At 57.5% G+C, this 16,844-nt stretch carries 16 protein-coding genes; 9 read left to right on the top strand and 7 right to left on the bottom strand.

Features of this window, described 5'->3' with window-relative positions; all coding sequences use genetic code 11:
* Positions 1-16: 16 nt before the first annotated feature.
* Entirely contained in the window at positions 17-778 is a 762-nt protein-coding gene (gene ygbI, locus NR201_RS09130) for a DNA-binding transcriptional repressor YgbI (RefSeq protein ID WP_172608009.1), read from the bottom strand.
* A 267-nt stretch (positions 779-1,045) separates the two neighbouring features.
* Between ygbI and ltnD the strand changes: the two genes are divergently transcribed.
* The 5 genes from ltnD (at position 1,046) to NR201_RS09155 (ending at position 6,116) form a co-directional block, all read left to right on the top strand.
* Entirely contained in the window at positions 1,046-1,951 is a 906-nt protein-coding gene (gene ltnD, locus NR201_RS09135) for an L-threonate dehydrogenase (protein WP_062757995.1), read from the top strand.
* Complete coding sequence (gene otnK / locus NR201_RS09140) at positions 1,951-3,213, top strand: 3-oxo-tetronate kinase (RefSeq protein ID WP_256849684.1); 1,263 nt, start codon at positions 1,951-1,953, stop codon at positions 3,211-3,213. Before ltnD ends, otnK begins: the two co-directional genes overlap by 1 nt.
* A complete protein-coding gene (locus NR201_RS09145) occupies positions 3,206-3,850 on the top strand; it encodes an aldolase (RefSeq protein ID WP_022625000.1) in 645 nt (214 codons plus the stop codon). The genes otnK and NR201_RS09145 overlap by 8 nt, the downstream gene beginning before the upstream one ends.
* Positions 3,850-4,635 carry an HPr family phosphocarrier protein gene (locus NR201_RS09150; protein WP_039389460.1) on the top strand — a complete coding sequence of 262 codons (786 nt, stop codon included), beginning with the start codon at positions 3,850-3,852 and terminating at the stop codon, positions 4,633-4,635. The genes NR201_RS09145 and NR201_RS09150 overlap by 1 nt, the downstream gene beginning before the upstream one ends.
* A 125-nt stretch (positions 4,636-4,760) precedes the next feature.
* A complete protein-coding gene (locus NR201_RS09155; RefSeq protein ID WP_187484464.1) occupies positions 4,761-6,116 on the top strand; it encodes a GntP family transporter in 1,356 nt (451 codons plus the stop codon).
* A gap of 58 nt (positions 6,117-6,174) precedes the next feature.
* On the opposite strand, the gene sbcB is transcribed toward NR201_RS09155, so the two are convergent.
* On the bottom strand, positions 6,175-7,602 hold the full coding sequence (gene sbcB, locus NR201_RS09160; protein WP_033778828.1) for an exodeoxyribonuclease I: 1,428 nt from the start codon (positions 7,600-7,602) through the stop codon (positions 6,175-6,177).
* Positions 7,603-7,883: 281 nt separating this feature from the next.
* A complete protein-coding gene (locus tag NR201_RS09165; protein ID WP_372340254.1) occupies positions 7,884-8,066 on the bottom strand; it encodes a type VI secretion system tube protein Hcp in 183 nt (60 codons plus the stop codon).
* Positions 8,067-8,224: 158 nt separating this feature from the next.
* Here NR201_RS09165 and dacD point away from each other — a divergent pair, with 158 nt between their 5' ends.
* The 3 genes from dacD to tmaR all read left to right on the top strand — a co-directional run bounded on the left by dacD (position 8,225) and on the right by tmaR (position 11,199).
* The gene (gene dacD, locus NR201_RS09170; RefSeq protein ID WP_022624996.1) at positions 8,225-9,388 is read left to right on the top strand and encodes a serine-type D-Ala-D-Ala carboxypeptidase DacD; all 1,164 of its coding nucleotides are present in this window, start codon (positions 8,225-8,227) and stop codon (positions 9,386-9,388) included.
* Positions 9,389-9,653: 265 nt separating this feature from the next.
* Positions 9,654-10,712, top strand: coding sequence for an FUSC family protein (locus tag NR201_RS09175; protein WP_010670945.1), 1,059 nt, complete (start codon positions 9,654-9,656; stop codon positions 10,710-10,712).
* Positions 10,713-10,872: 160 nt separating this feature from the next.
* A complete protein-coding gene (gene tmaR / locus NR201_RS09180; protein ID WP_004571340.1) occupies positions 10,873-11,199 on the top strand; it encodes a PTS system regulator TmaR in 327 nt (108 codons plus the stop codon).
* A 93-nt stretch (positions 11,200-11,292) separates the two neighbouring features.
* Here tmaR and NR201_RS09185 read toward each other — a convergent pair whose 3' ends face one another.
* From NR201_RS09185 to NR201_RS09200, 4 genes are all read right to left on the bottom strand, one after another.
* Positions 11,293-12,354, bottom strand: coding sequence for a LacI family DNA-binding transcriptional regulator (locus NR201_RS09185; protein WP_256844357.1), 1,062 nt, complete (start codon positions 12,352-12,354; stop codon positions 11,293-11,295).
* A 129-nt stretch (positions 12,355-12,483) separates the two neighbouring features.
* Positions 12,484-13,398 carry a ketopantoate reductase family protein gene (locus NR201_RS09190; RefSeq protein ID WP_256844356.1) on the bottom strand — a complete coding sequence of 305 codons (915 nt, stop codon included), beginning with the start codon at positions 13,396-13,398 and terminating at the stop codon, positions 12,484-12,486.
* A 185-nt stretch (positions 13,399-13,583) separates the two neighbouring features.
* Positions 13,584-14,357, bottom strand: a complete 774-nt coding sequence (locus NR201_RS09195; protein WP_256844355.1) for a phosphate/phosphite/phosphonate ABC transporter substrate-binding protein — start codon at positions 14,355-14,357, stop codon at positions 13,584-13,586.
* Positions 14,350-15,312 (bottom strand): fatty acid desaturase, encoded by a 963-nt coding sequence (locus NR201_RS09200; protein ID WP_187484466.1) that lies wholly within the window; start codon positions 15,310-15,312, stop codon positions 14,350-14,352. The genes NR201_RS09195 and NR201_RS09200 overlap by 8 nt, the downstream gene beginning before the upstream one ends.
* Positions 15,313-15,520: 208 nt before the next feature.
* On the opposite strand from NR201_RS09200, the gene NR201_RS09205 reads away from it, so the two are divergent.
* Complete coding sequence (locus NR201_RS09205; RefSeq protein WP_010247994.1) at positions 15,521-16,543, top strand: LLM class flavin-dependent oxidoreductase; 1,023 nt, start codon at positions 15,521-15,523, stop codon at positions 16,541-16,543.
* Positions 16,544-16,844: the final 301 nt, after the last annotated feature.

Raw genomic sequence — 16,844 nt, forward strand, 5'->3', positions numbered from 1 at the left:
GGAAGGCGGCGACAGCTTAACCAGCCAGTATCAGTTCACAGCTCCCCGTACTTAACAGCTCCCGCGCCGACTCACTCAGATGCGTGTCTGTCACTACCCGATCAAAGCTCTCCAGAGGTAAAGCCAGAAACGTCGCGATCCTGTTGTACTTCGAACTGTCACTCAGCAATACCCGCTTACTGCTCACCTCACTCACCGCCTGCTTCACCATCACTTTATCTTCATCAGGCGTAAACAAGCCACGCGGCCCCCAGCAGGAGGCGGAAATAAAGGCAATATCAATGGCCAGATGACGCAGGCTGCGTGCCGCCGACTCCCCGACACAGGAGCGGTTCTCCCGGCATACGGTGCCGCCCGTGTGAATAACCCGGCACTGACTGGCCTCCATCAGCAGATTCGCCACCATAAAATCATTGGTCACCACCAGCAAATCATCGCGATCCACCACTTCTCTTGCCAGCGCTAACGTTGTCGTGCCGGCATCCAGGTAGATGCAGCTGTTACGTGGGATCTGTCGGGCGGCGGTGCGGCCAATGGCGCGCTTCTCTTCGTTGTAGAGGGCGCTTTTCGTCAGATGTGACGGCTCAGCCGCCAGCCGGTCGGCTGAGCGCACGCCGCCGGAGACCGACAGCACGGCCCCTTGCTCCTCCAGTTTCTGCACATCACGGCGTATGGTCATGTGTGACACACCCAGCCGTTCAGTGAGTTCTGCAATGCTCACCACGCCACGATCGGCCACCAGCGCAAGAATCTGTTGATGACGTTCAACCGGAATCATATCGGCTCCCTGATGATTACCATTTTTTCACATTATAAAGTATCTGCGGGTTAACCAGAACAAATAATAACAGCGGCAATCCCGGCAACGGCGGCGCTAACTGCACTGTGGCAGTGCCGGTGCTGCCAATCTGGTAATGTTAAAAATTGTTCTGGTTCACATCGGGAATATTTTTTTGTGAGCGGTAACACATTTTTGGCGGCAGTAAACTGGCAGGATTAACAGTAACAAACAAATAATCACTTAAATTAACAGTGGAGGCGTATCGTGCCAGCTGAAAATATCTGCGTTATCGGGTTAGGTTCCATGGGCATGGGTGCCGCGAAATCCTGCCTGCGTGCCGGTCTCAATACCTGGGGTGTCGATTTGAATCCCGCCGCGCTTGAGAACTTACGCCAGGCGGGCGCGCGTGATGCGCAGGCTTCAGCATCCGCCTTTGCAGACCAGCTTGATGCCGTTTTGCTGCTGGTGGTAAATGCGCAGCAGGTTAACGCCATTCTGTTTGGTGAAGAGGGCCTGGCCGCAAAACTGCGTCCCGGCACCGTGGTCATGGTCTCATCCACATTGTCCGCCCGGGATGCGCAGCAGATTGAACAACAGCTGGCGCAATATCAGCTGCTGATGCTGGATGCACCGGTCTCCGGCGGTGCCGCTAAAGCGGCCAGCGGTGAGATGACGGTGATGGCGTCCGGCAGTGAAGCGGCCTTTACGCAACTGCAATCTGTACTGGATGCCGTGGCAGCCAAAGTGTATCGCGTGGGCAGTGAGATCGGCCTCGGATCAACCGTCAAAATTATCCATCAGCTGCTGGCAGGTGTTCACATCGCGGTCGGGGCAGAAGCGATGGCGCTGGCGGCGCGTGCCGGCATCCCGCTGGAAACCATGTATGAAGTGGTCACCAACGCCGCAGGCAATTCATGGATGTTCGAAAACCGCATGCGGCATGTGGTGGATGGCGACTACAGCCCGAAATCTGCGGTCGATATCTTTGTGAAAGATCTCAATCTGGTGGCCGATACCGCAAAATCCCTGCACTTCCCGCTGCCGCTGGCCTCAACCGCCCTCAATATGTTCACCGAAGCCAGCAACGCCGGTTATGGCCGTGAAGATGACAGTGCAGTAATTAAAATCTTCAGCGGCATCACGCTGCCGCAGGCAGAGGAGAAAATCTGATGCGGCTTGGCGTGATAGCGGACGATTTTACGGGTGCGACTGACATCGCCAGTTTTCTGGTGCAGAACGGGCTGACCACCATTCAGTTCAACGGCATTCCTGACAGCGAGGAAATCACAGAGGCGCAGGCGATTGTGATCAGCCTGAAGAGCCGCTCCTGTCCGGCAGACCAGGCGGTTGCTCAGTCGCTGGCTGCGCTGGCCTGGCTGCAGAAGCAGGGCTGTGAGCGTTTCTACTTCAAATATTGTTCCACCTTCGACAGCACCGCGCAGGGCAATATCGGTCCGGTAACCGACGCTCTGCTGCAGGCGCTGGGTGAAACGCAGACGGTAATCTGTCCGGCGCTGCCAGTGAATGGCCGCACCGTTTATCAGGGCTACCTGTTTGTCGGCGATCAGCTGCTGTCAGATTCCGGTATGCGGCATCATCCGGTCACACCGATGCACGACAGCAACCTGCTGCGCCTGATGACATCACAGGCGACGGGCAAAGCCGGGCTGATCGCTGTGGCACAGGTCGATCAGGGCGCTGAGTCAGTACGGCAGGCGCTGGGTCAGCTGGCGGCGCAGGGGATCAACTACGTCGTAACTGACGCCCTGCATCAGGAACATCTGTTGACCCTGGGCGAAGCACTGAGCGATCTGCGGCTGGTCACCGGCGGTTCCGGGCTGGCCATCGGTCTGGCACGGCAGTGGGCGACGGCTGAAAGTGATGCAAAAGCGGAGCAGGCAGGCCGTCCGCAGGGCGATCGCGCCGTGGTGCTTTCCGGTTCCTGTTCACAGATGACCAATCGTCAGGTCGCCGCGTACCGCCAGCTGGCACCGGCCTGCGAAGTTGAGACTGAACGCTGCCTGGACGATGCCGGGGCTTATGCCCGGCAGTTATGCGACTGGGTGGAAGCGAACAGCGATCAGACGCTGGCACCCCTGCTGTTTGCCACCGCTGACGCGCAACAATTGCAGGCGATTCAGCAGCGTTATGGTGCTCAGCGCAGCAGCGAAGCCGTTGAGCAGCTGTTTGCTGCTGTCACCCGCGAGCTGAAACGGCGCGGATGGCAGCGCTTTATCGTGGCGGGTGGCGAAACCTCCGGCGTGGTCGCGCAGAGCCTGGGTGTGACGTCCTTTCACATCGGCCCGACGATTTCGCCCGGCGTGCCCTGGGTGCGCGACATTCATCAGCCGCTCTCTCTGGCACTGAAATCGGGCAATTTTGGCGATGAAGATTTCTTCCGCCGCGCGCAAACGGAGTTTACTGATGTCTGAATCTTTCTCTTTAACGGAACAGCAGGCGCGTGACGAGATGGTGCGTCTTGGCGCTTCGTTCTTTCAGCGCGGCTATGCCACCGGCTCGGCGGGCAACCTCTCAATGTTGCTGGAGGATGGCAATCTGCTGGCGACACCCACCGGTTCATGCCTGGGTGAATTACAGGGTGACCGGCTGGCAAAAGTCACGCCTGACGGCGAATGGCTCTCCGGTGATAAACCCTCCAAAGAGATTGCGTTTCACCGCGCGCTCTATCTGAATAATCCCGACTGCAGGGCGGTAGTGCATCTGCATAGCCACTACCTGACGGCGCTCTCCTGTTTACAGGGGCTGGACACGGACAACTGCATCCGTCCGTTTACCCCCTATGTGGTGATGCGTGTCGGTGATGTGCCGGTTGTGCCTTACTACAAGCCGGGTGATGGGCGACTGGCCGAGGATCTCGCGGCGCTGGCTCCACGTTACCGTGCCTTCCTGCTGGCGAATCATGGCCCGGTGGTAGTGGGGAAATCGTTGCAGGAAGCGGCAGACAACACTGAAGAGCTGGAGGAGACCGCCCGGCTGATCTTTACCCTGGGCGACCGCCCGATCCGTTATCTCAATGATGCCGAAGTGGCAGAATTAAGGAGCCGATAATGCCGAAGTTTGCTGCTAACCTTTCGACGCAATTTACTGAATTGCCGTTTGCTGAACGCTTCGCTGCAGCGGCGGAAGCCGGTTTCACCGCCGTCGAATTTCTGTTTCCTTATGACTATCCCGCCACGCAGATCAAGCAGTGGCTTGATGATAACCAGCTGCAACTGGTGCTGTTCAATACCGCACCCGGCAACGTCGCAGCGGGTGAGTGGGGCGTCTCCGCCATCCCCGGACGGGAAGCAGAAGCAAAGGCGGATATCGATCGCGCCCTGAGCTATGCGCTGGCGCTGAACTGCCCGCAGGTGCACATCATGGCGGCGACGGTACCGCCCGACGCTGACCGTCAGCGCTACGTTGAGACCTTTATCAGCAATATGCGTTATGCGGCTGAGCGCTTTGCGCCGCACGGCATCATCCTGCTGATTGAGGCGCTGAATCCCACAACCAAACCCAACTATCTTTATGCCAGCCAGTATCAGACGCTGGAGATGGTCGAACAGATCGATCGACCCAATGTCTTCACTCAGCTCGACCTGTTCCATGCGCAACGGGTGGATGGCAACCTCAGCCATCTGATTCGCCACTATGCCGGACGCTATCGGCACGTGCAGATTGCTTCGGCACCGGATCGTCATGAACCGGATGAGGGTGAAATCAACTACCCCTATCTCTACTCACTGCTGGATGAGGTCGGCTATTCCGGCTGGGTGGGCTGCGAATATATCCCGCGCGGCAGCACTACTGCGGGTCTTGGCTGGTTTGCGCCCTGGGCGAGAAAAACCTGATTTAACGGGCTAAAAAAACCGGTGTTTCGGCACCGGTTGAGATTTTTTCGTCCTTTTTCTGACCCTGCACCTGTTTATTCTGTACGCCGATAACCTAAAAAATATAACAATTTCTGAGGTTTACTATGTCCACCGCACTGCTGTTAGCCATAGCGACCGCCAGCATCGTGATCCTGCTGCTGCTGGTCATCAAAGTCAAAGTTCATCCCTTTGTCGCCCTGTTAATTGTCAGTCTGCTGGTGGCCATCGCCACCGGCATTCCGGCTGAAAAAATCATGGAGACGATTATCACCGGGATGGGCGGGCTGCTCGGTCACATCACCATCATCATCGTGCTTGGTGCCATGCTCGGGGCGATTATTGAAGCCTCGGGCGGTGCCGAGTCGCTGGCGCAGCGTTTCAGTAAAACGCTGGGGCTGAAGCGTACCGTTGCGGCATTGACCATGGCGGCCTTTATCCTTGGCATCCCGGTATTTTTTGAAGTCGGTTTTATCATTGTTATTCCGCTGATTTATGGCTTTACCAAAGTGGCGCGGGTCTCGCCGCTGAAGTTTGGCCTGCCGATGGCGGGTGTGATGCTGACGGTACATGTGGCATTGCCGACCCATCCGGGCGCAGCGGCGGCAGCCGGGATCCTGCACACCGACATGGGATGGCTGATGATACTGGGAATCGCGATTTCCGTGCCGGTCGGGATCATCGGCTACTACGTAGCGAAATTCATGAATCGTCGCCACTACCCTCTGTCGGTGGAGGTGCTGGAACAGTTGCAGATGGCGAAGCCGGAAGGGCAGGAAAAGAAGAATGAACCGGCACCACCCGGTGCGCTCACCATCAGCGGCCTGATTGTGGTCCCGATTGTATTGATCGTGCTGGGAACTCTGTCACACACACTGCTGGCTGAAGGGAGTCTGCTGCGTAGTGTGATGACCGTGATCGGCACACCGCCGATTGCCCTGCTGATTGCCTTAGGGCTGGCGGCCTGGCTGCTGGGCGTACGGCGTGGCTGGAGCAAAGATAAGCTGGAAGATCTGACCGGCCGGGCCATTCCCACCTCAGCCAGCGTGATTCTGGTGGCCGGGGCCGGTGGTGCATTCGGCAAAGTGCTGGTGGAGTCGGGCGTGGGTAAAGCGCTGGCGGTCACCCTTGAAACGCTGCATCTGCCGCTGGTGCCCGCGGCGTTTATCCTGTCGCTGGCGCTGCGTGCATCACAGGGTTCCGCCACGGTGGCGATCCTGACCACCAGCGGGCTGCTGACGCAGGCGGTGACCGGCGTGACGGATATGCAACGGGTACTGGTCACCCTGGCGGCCTGTTTTGGTGGTCTGGGATTGTCGCATGTCAATGATGCGGGATTCTGGGTGGTGACCCGTTATCTGGGACTTTCGGTGGCCGACGGTTTACGCACCTGGACGGTGCTGACAACACTAATGGGGCTGAGCGGCTTTGCGCTGACCTGGCTGGCGTGGACCGTGCTCTGATTAAGCAGCATCAGAAAGTCTGACCCGGCAGGCGATACCGGGTCAGACTCTTAGTGCTTCAGGAAACCAACTCCTGCGCATAGAGATAGAGCGCTTTAAGCTGCCCAACCTTTTCTGCATCCGCTTCATGCAGATTCGCCAGAGCTTCCAGTTCCTGCATAAACGCCTGCACCCGATCGGCATTAAGCACGTCACGACGGTGCTGCAACCAGCGTTGCTGCTCGGCATCGTCCAGCGTGCCGGGGAAGTTACGCGCCCGATAGCGGAACAGCAGTTTCGCTACCCGTGCACTCTCAAAGCTCAGGTCCAGCGCAGGCAGATTCGCGGGCGCGGTCTGGCGGATAATATTCATCCCCGCCCGGTCGGCATCACTGAAGAAGCCATCATAGAGTTGTGTGTCCACATCATCTGACGGCGTAAACGGCTCCGCTTCGGCAAATAGCGTGACCAGTTTTTCCCGCACGTCGGGCTGCTGACGCAGCAGCGCCAGATTCGCCAGGCAGTGCTGACGATCAATATTCAGCCGGGCCGCATCTTCCGGTCGTAGCGTACTGGCAGGCGCCAGCACCGGACACTTATTGATATGCACCAGTTTGACCGGCACCGCGGGCAGATCGCCGAGATCGTTTTTCGGCGTGTAAAGACGCTCACGCAGCGTGTCGGCATCCAGTTGCAGCAGCGGTGACATATCGCCCGCCAGATCCACCACGATCAGCGCATTGCGGTTATCGGGATGCCAGGCCAGCGGTACGATCCAGCTGGTGTTACCGCGCGCGGCACCGAACATACCGGAGACATGAACCAGCGGTTTCATCTGCGGGATATCAATCAGGTTCATCAGCTTGTTTTTGTTACGATGGGTAAACAAAAACTCAAACAGTTTTGGCTGCTTCTCCTTCACCAGCTTCGCCATCGCCAGCGTGGCGTAAACGTCGGACATGGCATCGTGCGCATTTTCATGTGACACGCCGTTCGCTTTGGTCAGATGCTCCAGCCGGAAGCTGGGAAAACCTTCTTCATTCTCCGGCCAGTTGATCCCTTCTGGCCGTAACGCGTAGCAGGCACGCATCACGTCGAGCAGGTCCCAGCGTGAGTTGCCGTTTTGCCAGGCCCAGCCATAGGGATCGTAAAAGTTGCGATAGAAGATATTGCGCGTCACTTCATCATCGAAACGCACGTTGTTGTAGCCCACCACACAGGTTTGCTCCGTGGTGAACAACGCGTGGATGCGTTCAGCGAACTCAGCTTCGATCACGCCGCGACTCATCGCTATCTGCGGGGTAATGCCGGTGATCATCACCGCTTCGGGTTGTGGCAGATAGTCATCAGGCGGACGGCAGTAAAACACTTCGGGTTCGCCGACCGGATTAAACTCACTGTCGGTGCGCAGGCCGGCAAACTGGGCTGGCCGGTCACGAGAAGGGCTGGTGCCGAAGGTCTCGTAATCGTGGAAGAGGAAAGTGGGCTGTACGCGGTCGTTATTCAAATTTCATATCCGTTCATTGCGTTCACTAAACTGATGAACAGAAAGTCATCAGGCTTCCCGTTCGCTGGATGCCTTTCTTCATCGGCGCCTGGCTGCTGGTGCGAGAGCGGTGCCTTTGCCGGGCAAGGTCATACAGGCTCAGGCTTCACTCACTACATGGTAAACCATAATCCCACTGGCCTGAAGTTTCGGATGGTAGCGGGGGGCGTAGTATCTGACTGAGCGGTCAGGGGCAAGGAGTAAAGCGGACTTTTTACCTCTCAGGCTGCAGCTCGCTCATTTCATGTGCCACGATAGATAATATTCCGTTCGGCATATTTCCAGGTTATTGCTGCATACTGTAATTCCGGTGTTTCCAGATGCGTGCTGCTCATGCCGCTGGGTGCAAGGCAGGGCGATACCGTGGTGACCTTAACGTTTTTCAGGATGATATTGAAATATTCAGTCTCAATTCCTGCATCAATTAGCCGTTACCTCCCCCCTGCAGGCATCAGCCATACCCGTCGCAGTTCATACTTTTTTTCAATTTATTCAAACCTTCACAACGCTTTTGCCGTAAAACGTGCGGCTGTTTCCGTTTCGTTTTAGAAATTTTCTCTCCCGTGCAATTAAGGATGAAGTGTTGAAAAGGCGTCTGCTGTTCACCGTTACCGCTACTGTTTTTTGGGCCTCGCTGGCACAGGCTGATGCGATTCCCTTTCCTGTGACGCCTCCGGCGATTGATGCGGCTTCCTGGGTGCTGATGGATGCCACTACAGGACAGGTTCTGACCGCTGGCAATCCCGATGAACGCCGTAATCCCGCCAGCCTGACCAAACTGATGACCGGTTACGTGGTTGATCGCGCCATTGACCAGAAGAAAATCAGCCGTGACGACATGGTTACGGTCGGAAAAGATGCCTGGGCGGCGGGTAATCCGGTGTTCAAAGGCTCCTCGCTGATGTTCCTGAAGCCAGGCGATAAGCTGAGCGTCCGGGATTTAAGCCGTGGCGTCATCATCGACTCCGGTAATGACGCCTGCGTTGCCCTGGCTGATTATGTGGCGGGCAGCGAAGCGAACTTTGTCGGCATGATGAATCACTACGTTGAGAAGCTCGGCCTGCAGAATACCCATTTTGAAACGGTTCATGGTCTGGATGCCCCGGGGCAGTTCTCCAGCGCGCTGGATATGGCGAAACTGTCACGCGCCATTATTGATGGTGAGCCTGACTTTTATGCCATGTACAGTGAGAAGACCCTGACCTGGAATGGCATTACCCAGAACAACCGTAATGGCCTGTTGTGGGATAATAATCTCCACGTTGATGGGCTGAAAACCGGTCACACGGAGACCGCGGGCTTTAACATCATCGCCTCGAATGTGGTGGGCAAGCATCGCCTGATCGCCGTCGTCATGGGCGGTAAAAGCCCGAAAGGCCGCGAAGAGCAGGCGCGTAAACTGCTGGTCTGGGGACAGAACACCTTTGATACCGTTCAACTGTTCCATGCCGGTAAGAAGATTGGCAGCGAAAACGTCTGGTATGGCAATCCTCATCAGGTGGATGTGGGTACCGCAGAAGATGTTTATCTGTCACTGCCGCGCAGTGAAGTGCAGAACGTGAAGGCGAAGTATGTTATCGATCGCAAAGATCTGGAAGCCCCACTGAAAGCCAACGAAGTCATTGGTGAAATTCAGGTGATGGATAAAGATCAGCAGATTGCCCACTATCCGCTGGTGGCGCTGAGTGCGGTTGAACCCGCAGGTGTGATTACCCGCCTGACGGATTATCTCAGGCAGAAGTTCTGATTAGCCGATTGTCAGCACTAAAACGGGTAGCCTGCGGGCTGCCCGTTTTTACTTGCACGCTGGCTGCTCTGAGCGTGTTACTGAGAGCCGATAAAGGTTAAAAAATCGCATTAAGTTGTTTTTAACTTCCGGGAAAGTATGTGAGGCGGATGTTGATAATTGTAAGCGAACGTCAAAACTGTTTTAAATATCCGGCCCGCGCTAAGCCTGAGCCGCGTTCAGCGTTAAGATAGCCACACCATGTTCCCGCAACCGGAAAGTCATTTTGCGTCCCGATAAGCCCATATCAAAACTGGAGTTCTGGTTTTATCGCCATTATCGCTCCGTCCACGGTGTGCGTATTGCCATCGCCTTTTTGCTCTGCTTTATCTTTGTGCGGGCGACCGATATCCCTGAAGGCACCTGGCCGCTGATTACGCTGGTGGTGGTGATGGGGCCCATCTCCACCTGGGGAAATGTCTTTCCACGTGCACTGCAGCGCATCAGCGGCACGGTCGCCGGGTCAATATCCGGTCTGATCGCCCTGAAGCTGGAGCTGATCTCGATGCCGATGATGCTGGCCTGGTGCGGGATCATCATGATGATCAGCGGCTACCTGACGCTGGGCAAACATCCCTACATGGCGCTGTTGATCGGGATTACGCTGAGCGTGGTCGTGGGCGCACCAACCGGCGATTTCACGATGGCACTGTGGCGCGGCGGTGATGTGATCTTGGGATCGCTGATGGCGTTGCTGTTTACGGCTATCTGGGCGCAGCGTGCCTATACACACTGGCGCATTCAGCTCTCCGACGCGCTGGCGGAAATGGCAAAAATCTATCACGCCGGCTTCTCGCCAAATCTGGTTGAAAAGCCGCGTCTTAACAAGCCGCTGGGCAAATTGCTGAGCAGCGTGATCAAAATGCGGGCGCTGCTGGAGCCGTCAAGCAAAGAGACGCGCATTCCAAAATCGGTGCTTGAAGCGATCCAGACCATCAACCGTAATATGGTTTACACCATTGAGATGCAGATTAATGCCTGGTGGGCATCGCGCGAGAGCCATCTGATTATGCTTAACGCGCCTGCATTGCGCCGCACCCAGCAGATGACTGAGAACACGCTGCGGGCGCTGTCGGTCATGGCGATTGAAGGGGAAACGGAAGAGGTGGTGGCTAACAGTCACGAGCTGACCGAAATCAGTGGCGAACTGCGGCGACTGATCGCGGAAGCGGGCAGCGAAGGTCTGGAGGAGACGCCCATCTACGGCTACGTCTGGCTGACACTGGAACTGGCAAAACAGCTGGAACGGATGACCGACCTGATGCGGATGGCACTGCGCAAATAATCACCTCAGACAATGACTTAATGTGAAACAGGGTTTCTTTGCGCTAAGATAAGAGCCAGTCTGAATTTAGCTGTGAAAATTGCTTACCTGGCGGGCTAGCCGCTAAGCTGATCGTTTTGACTCTCTCCCTGCGTCAGCAGGCTCAAAGAAAGGTGCCATCATGGAAAATGCCAAGCAATCATTTCAGGACGTACTGGAGTTCGTGCGTATGTTCCGCCGCAAAAACAAACTGCAGCGTGAAATTGTCGACAACGAGAAGAAAATTCGCGACAACCAGAAGCGCGTACTGCTGCTCGACAACCTGAGCGAATATATCAAACCCGGCATGAGCGTTGAGGCTATTCAGGAAATCATCGCCAGCATGCGTGTGGATTATGAAGATCGCGTGGATGAGTACATCATCAAAAACGCCGACCTGTCTAAAGAGCGTCGCGAGCTGTCGAAAAAGATCAAAGCGATGGGCGTGGGCGAACACCCGAAAGCGTAAGGGCAGAAAGCAGCGCGCAAGCGCCAGACGTCCTATGCCAACCCGCATCCACTCCGGTGGGGCGGGTTTTTTATTGCCTGCGTCAGCGCAGCGTTATTTTCCCGCCAGCCTGCGGGCGATCACCTGTAACTGCTGTGACAGCGCCACTAAATTGACCCGCTCATCAGCAGGCGGGGCGGTGGTCTCCCGGATCACCAGCATGGTTTCCAGCGCGTTGTCTGACGCCTCTGCTCCCTGAAGCCGGGCCAGCATCCGCTCGACGCTCTGCGCGCCGAGAAATTGCAAATCCTGCCGCACCGTGGTCAGCGGCGGCTGATACCACGCGCTCTCGGCGGTGTCATCATATCCAATCACCGATATCTCGCCAGGAATGGCTACGCCATACTGATGCAGCGCCCGCATCGCACCCAACGCCATCTGATCGTTCGCCACCAGCAGCGCCTGCGGCAGATCGTCGGGAAGCTGCGCCAGCAGCGCCTGGTAACCCGACTGCGCGCTCCAGTCGCCGCGCAAAGAACAGTGCGGTGTCAGCTGATGATCGGCCAGCGCCTGACACCATGCATTTTCACGCTGACGGGCCGAGACCGAGCGCAGCGGCCCGTTTAACAAACCAATATGACGATGACCCAGCGCCACCAGATGTTCAACGGCGGCACGTGCACCAGACTCATTCGGGTACTGACACTGCGCTACCGCCGCCTGGGGTTCGACATCCAGAAACAGCACCGGTTTGCTGCCGCAGAGCAACTGGATCTGTTGCGCCTCATCTGCCTCCAGCGGCAGGTTGATCAGCAGTCCATCGACCCGCTGTGCCAGCAGTTCATTCACCGTTGCTGCCGCATCGTTACCACTGTCCATGGCGATCACCAGATGATAACCCGCCCCGGCGGCGCGCTGCTGGATCGCCGAGGCGATCTGCGCAGGAGCCATCAGGGCCAGGTCGCTGGTGGCCAGACCCAGCGTGCGCGTCGCCTTACCGGCCAGCTGCTGCGCCACACGATTGGGCACATAATTGAGCTGCAGCATCGCCGCCTCAACCCTTTCCCGCGTGCGGGCTGACACCTGTTCAGAACGATTTAAAACACGTGAAACGGTTTGATATGAGACGCCGGCCAGTTGAGCGACATCATCGAGGGTCACGGAGCGGGAAGTCATTGAACTCTCCAAAAGATGAAGCGACGAGTGTAGCAAATTTTCCTGCTGCACTGCTGCTGCACACCACACTTTCACGACCACAAAAACCGGGTCCGTTGCAGCACCCGGTCACGGTATCTGGCAGGGCCATTAACGCTGCTGCAGATAGACCTGAAGGTTCACATCCACCGCGTTAAGCAGTGGCGTGGCGAGACTATGGCGTTTCGCCCGCAGCAGCAGGTCACCTATCACCTGATCGGCTTCGATATCAAAGCCCTGGGTTAAATCGCGGTACATTGAGGAGGTCATCGGGGTGGCCGGATCGCTTAACAGCTCAAGAATGCGGGCAGTGGCCGCCGGACGCGTCTGATAGCCTTCGGCAGTAATGACTGACAGAATCTCCGAGAAAACACCCTGTAACAGCGCTTCGCCGCCGCGCGAGGTGAGTATCTGTTGGGTATTTCCGCGCGCCAGGCAGCAAACCGCGCCGAGCGTGCTCAGCAGCAGCCACTTCTCCCACAGCTCATCCATGATGTTATCGCTGAATCGGGTATCGACCTGACAGTCACGCAGCACCGCATCAACCCGCTGCAGTCGCGCATCGTTGTTACCGTCCAGCGCGCCATAATAGAGCTGATGCAGCGGCGTCATCTGAATTACTTCGCCATTGTCACCCAGCGTCGCGTTGATTTTGCACAGGCCGCCAATCACCTTATCTTCGCCGAAACGCTGTTGCAGCGTCGCGATGTGCCGCAATCCGTTCAGAATCGGCATGATCAATGTTTCCGGGCCCACTGCAGGCGCAATATCCTCCATCACCTGATCAAGGGCAAAGCTCTTCACCGTCACGATAATCAGATCATAGTGGCCCGTCAGGCTGCTCGCCTGAGCCAGCTGCGGCTGTAGCGTTTCAGTGCCCTGCGGCGTCTGCAACACCAGACCGCTGGCCTGAAGCTGCTGATAACGCCGTTCACGGACCAGAAAAGTCACGTCCTGGCCCGCCTGAGCCAGCCGTGCACCAAAATATCCACCGGTCGCGCCGGCGCCTGCCATCAGAATGCGCATCCCACTCTCCCTCTGCTGAAAACCTCTACCTTAGAACGCCGTGACCGGGCTTACCAGTCTTAGCCTGGGTCAGAGCGCATCGGGGAGCATGAAATGAGAGGCCGGGAAAGCGCGGGCAGGGAGGGGACGATGCAGAGAAATCAGATTTTCCCTGCCCGGTCAGTAGGGCGAAACAGAGGGGTGTGTTACAGCCGGGTGACGCCCAGCGCGGCAGCCTGCTGTTCCCACGCCAGCACGCCCTGATAATCGTCTCGCTGCACCGGGCTGAACCCGCCGATCAGGTTATCGTCGCAGACGGTGCGCCAGGCGGGATCGTTCACCAGCTGATGCAGTGCCGAGCGGAGTCTCTCCAGCCGGTCCACTGACGTCGGGGCTGCCGTAATCAACGGCAATCCGGGTGCGGCTGGCGTTTCACCGATGATATGCAGGCCGCGCAGCGCATCCGGCTCATAGCGCGCCAGCAGCGCCCAGCTGACGCAGTCGATAGCCGCGATATCCGCCTGTGAATCGCGCAGCGCCGCCAGCGACTGACGATGCCCGCCGCTCAGCAACAGCTGCGAAAACCTCACGCCCTGAAGCGCTGCCACAAACCGCAGCGCATTATAGCCGGAGTGAGAGTCCAGGCTGTTAGCTACGGCCCGCTGGCCGTTAAAATCGGCCAGCGTCGCCTGTTTGTCCCGCGCCACCAGCCAGCTGCGATAGTCACGGCCGGTGCAGCCTGGGGCCTGATAGTGAAAGGTGCCGACCAGCTGAACCGCAGGAAGCTGGCTGACCAGCGGATAGCCGCAGGTCTGGCTCAGCAGCAATCGATTATCCTGCCAGTGTGTCAGCAGATCCTCAGGCCAGACCGGCTGCGTAGCAATGCCGTGCTGCGTCAGTAGGGTAACCACAGCCTGCATCAGTGCCCGTGTGGCGGGCGGGTGAATTGCATACATCGGCAAGGCGAGCAGGTTATTCATGCGTTTTCTCCGCTGATCGTCCCGGATGGACATTGACCCCGACCGGTCTGACCCAGAACTGACGCAGCCAGACCCGATAGCCCGCCACGCGAAAGCCGTGATTGCGGTGGTAGTAATGCTCGCGATCGCGCAGATAGAGGCGGCGCAGGCCATACCAGGGGACGCCGGGGAGGTCGTGATGCACTGAATGGTAGTTCAGATTCAGGAATAGCATGCGCCACGGCCACGCCGCTTCATTATTCACTGACCGTGCCAGCGGATCGTCCGCCGCACGATGCTCATAGAAAGATCGCACTTTGGTCAGCGCCAGCGCCGGATAACTCACCGCCAGCAGATACCACAGCGGTGAAAATCCCTGCCGCGCCATCCAGAAAAACAGCAGTGCCAGCAGCGTCCCGTGCAGCAGCCACATCGCTATCGCGGGCCGATCGCCGCGGCGCAGTGCCTGCCACATCCCGCCGAAGGTTGCCGCTACATCCAGCAGCGGGCCGAGCAGCAACCGTCCCAAAAAAGTGTTACGCAGATGAATCAGCTGCTGCTGCCAGCGCGGTAACTTCGCCCAGCGAGCAGCGGAGAGGTAGTAGGTTTCCGGATCCTCATCCGGCTCGGTCAGGGTGTGATTGCGATGATGGGCCAGATGAGAATCGCGATAGAGTCCGTAGGGATACCAGACCGCCAGCGGCAGGGTGCCAAATAGCTGATTTACCCGCGGCCAGCGGGTGGGATGGCCGTGGATCAGCTCATGCTGCAGCGACATATACCAGCCAGTGAAGACGATCAGCAGCAGGGTGGCGGGCAGCCGTCCCAGCGTCTGCGCGTTCAGCATCACCGCAAACCAGCCGCCATAGATCACACCGATTAGCAGCCAGGTCGGCAGTTCGCTGCGCCAGAGCCAGCTGCGTGCGCGCGCTTTAAGCCAGGCGCGCTGCTGTAGAGAGAGATAACCGGTGTGCATGATTCACCTGACAGCGGAAGCGGGAATCTGAACAGTGAAAGAAAGGGCGGGCAAAGGCAAAGTGGATAATCTGCTTAGCTATGTCGAAATTCCTGAATATGGCGCTGAAAGATATTGACTATCAGTGGCGGCTCCGGGGGCGTAACCTTTCTCTATCAGAAATCGCCTTGCATCCACGGGCGTTTACCGCCTGTCAGGAGAAATACAGATGAAAAATATTGGCTTCTTATCCTTTGGCCACTGGACGCCCTCGTCGCAGTCCGCCACCCGTACCGCGCAGGATGTGTTACTGCAATCGATCGACTTAGCGGTCGCCGCCGAAGAGCTGGGCGCAGATGGCGCTTACTTCCGCGTCCATCATTTTGCCCGCCAGCTCAGCTCGCCGTTTCCGCTGCTGGCTGCCGTTGCAGCGCGCACCAAAACGATTGAGATCGGCACCGGTGTCATCGACATGCGCTACGAAAACCCGCTCTACATGGTGGAAGACGCCAGCGCGGCAGACCTGATCTCCAATGGTCGTCTGCAACTGGGTCTGAGCCGCGGTTCACCTGAGCAGGTAATCGATGGCTGGCGTTACTTCGGCTTTGAACCGAAAGCGGGAGAAAGCGATGCGGATATGGGCCGTCGTCACACCGAAGAGTTTCTGGAGGTGCTGCGCGGCGAAGGTTTTGCTAAGCCAAATCCACAGCCCATGTTCCCCAATCCGCCAGGCCTGCTGCGTCCTGAGCCGCTCTCTGAAGGCCTGCGCGACCGCATCTGGTGGGGATCCGGCTCCAACGCCACCGCAGAATGGGCGGCAAAAATGGGCATGAACCTGCAAAGTTCAACCCTGAAAGATGATGAGACCGGCGAGCCGTTCCACATTCAGCAGGCTAAACAGATCCGCGCCTACCGTGAGGCCTGGAAAGCAGCGGGGCATCAGCATGCGCCACGCGTCTCGGTCAGTCGCAGCATCTTTGCGCTGGTGAATGATATGGACCGCGCGTACTTTGGCCGCAGCGGTAACGACCAGGATTCCGTGGGCTTTCTCGATGAGAAAACCCGCGCTATCTTTGGCCGCAGCTATGCCGCAGAGCCAGAGGCGTTAATTAAGCAGCTTGCGCAGGATGAGGCGATTGCCGAAGCCGACACCCTGCTGCTTACCGTGCCTAACCAGCTTGGTGTCGCCTATAACGCCCATGTGATTGAGGCGATCCTGAAGTATGTCGCCCCGGAACTCGGCTGGCGTTAAGTGACAGAGCGCCCTGAAGAGCAGGGCGCTGTGAGATCCACCGCAGGCGCAGATGACAAAGCGCCTGCGGTGATTCTGCTGTAAACGCGCGTCATCACTCCCCGCTTTTTCTGCTTTATCCTCTCTGAACTTCTCTCTGACGAGCCATTCCAGGCCCTGACAGAGCCTTTTCGACACTCTGTTTCCAGTGTACGGAATATGCAGATTTTGTGACTTATGATTTATTTCGTCACTTGTTGCTGAATGGGATGTTTCCTCTGCTCAGGGTGGGTCTGAACCCTTCATCAACGCATTTCCCTGG

Origin of the sequence: Pantoea sp. Fr-CA_6 (genome assembly GCF_024520895.1) — a bacterium.
Lineage (GTDB): Bacteria > Pseudomonadota > Gammaproteobacteria > Enterobacterales > Enterobacteriaceae > Pantoea > Pantoea agglomerans.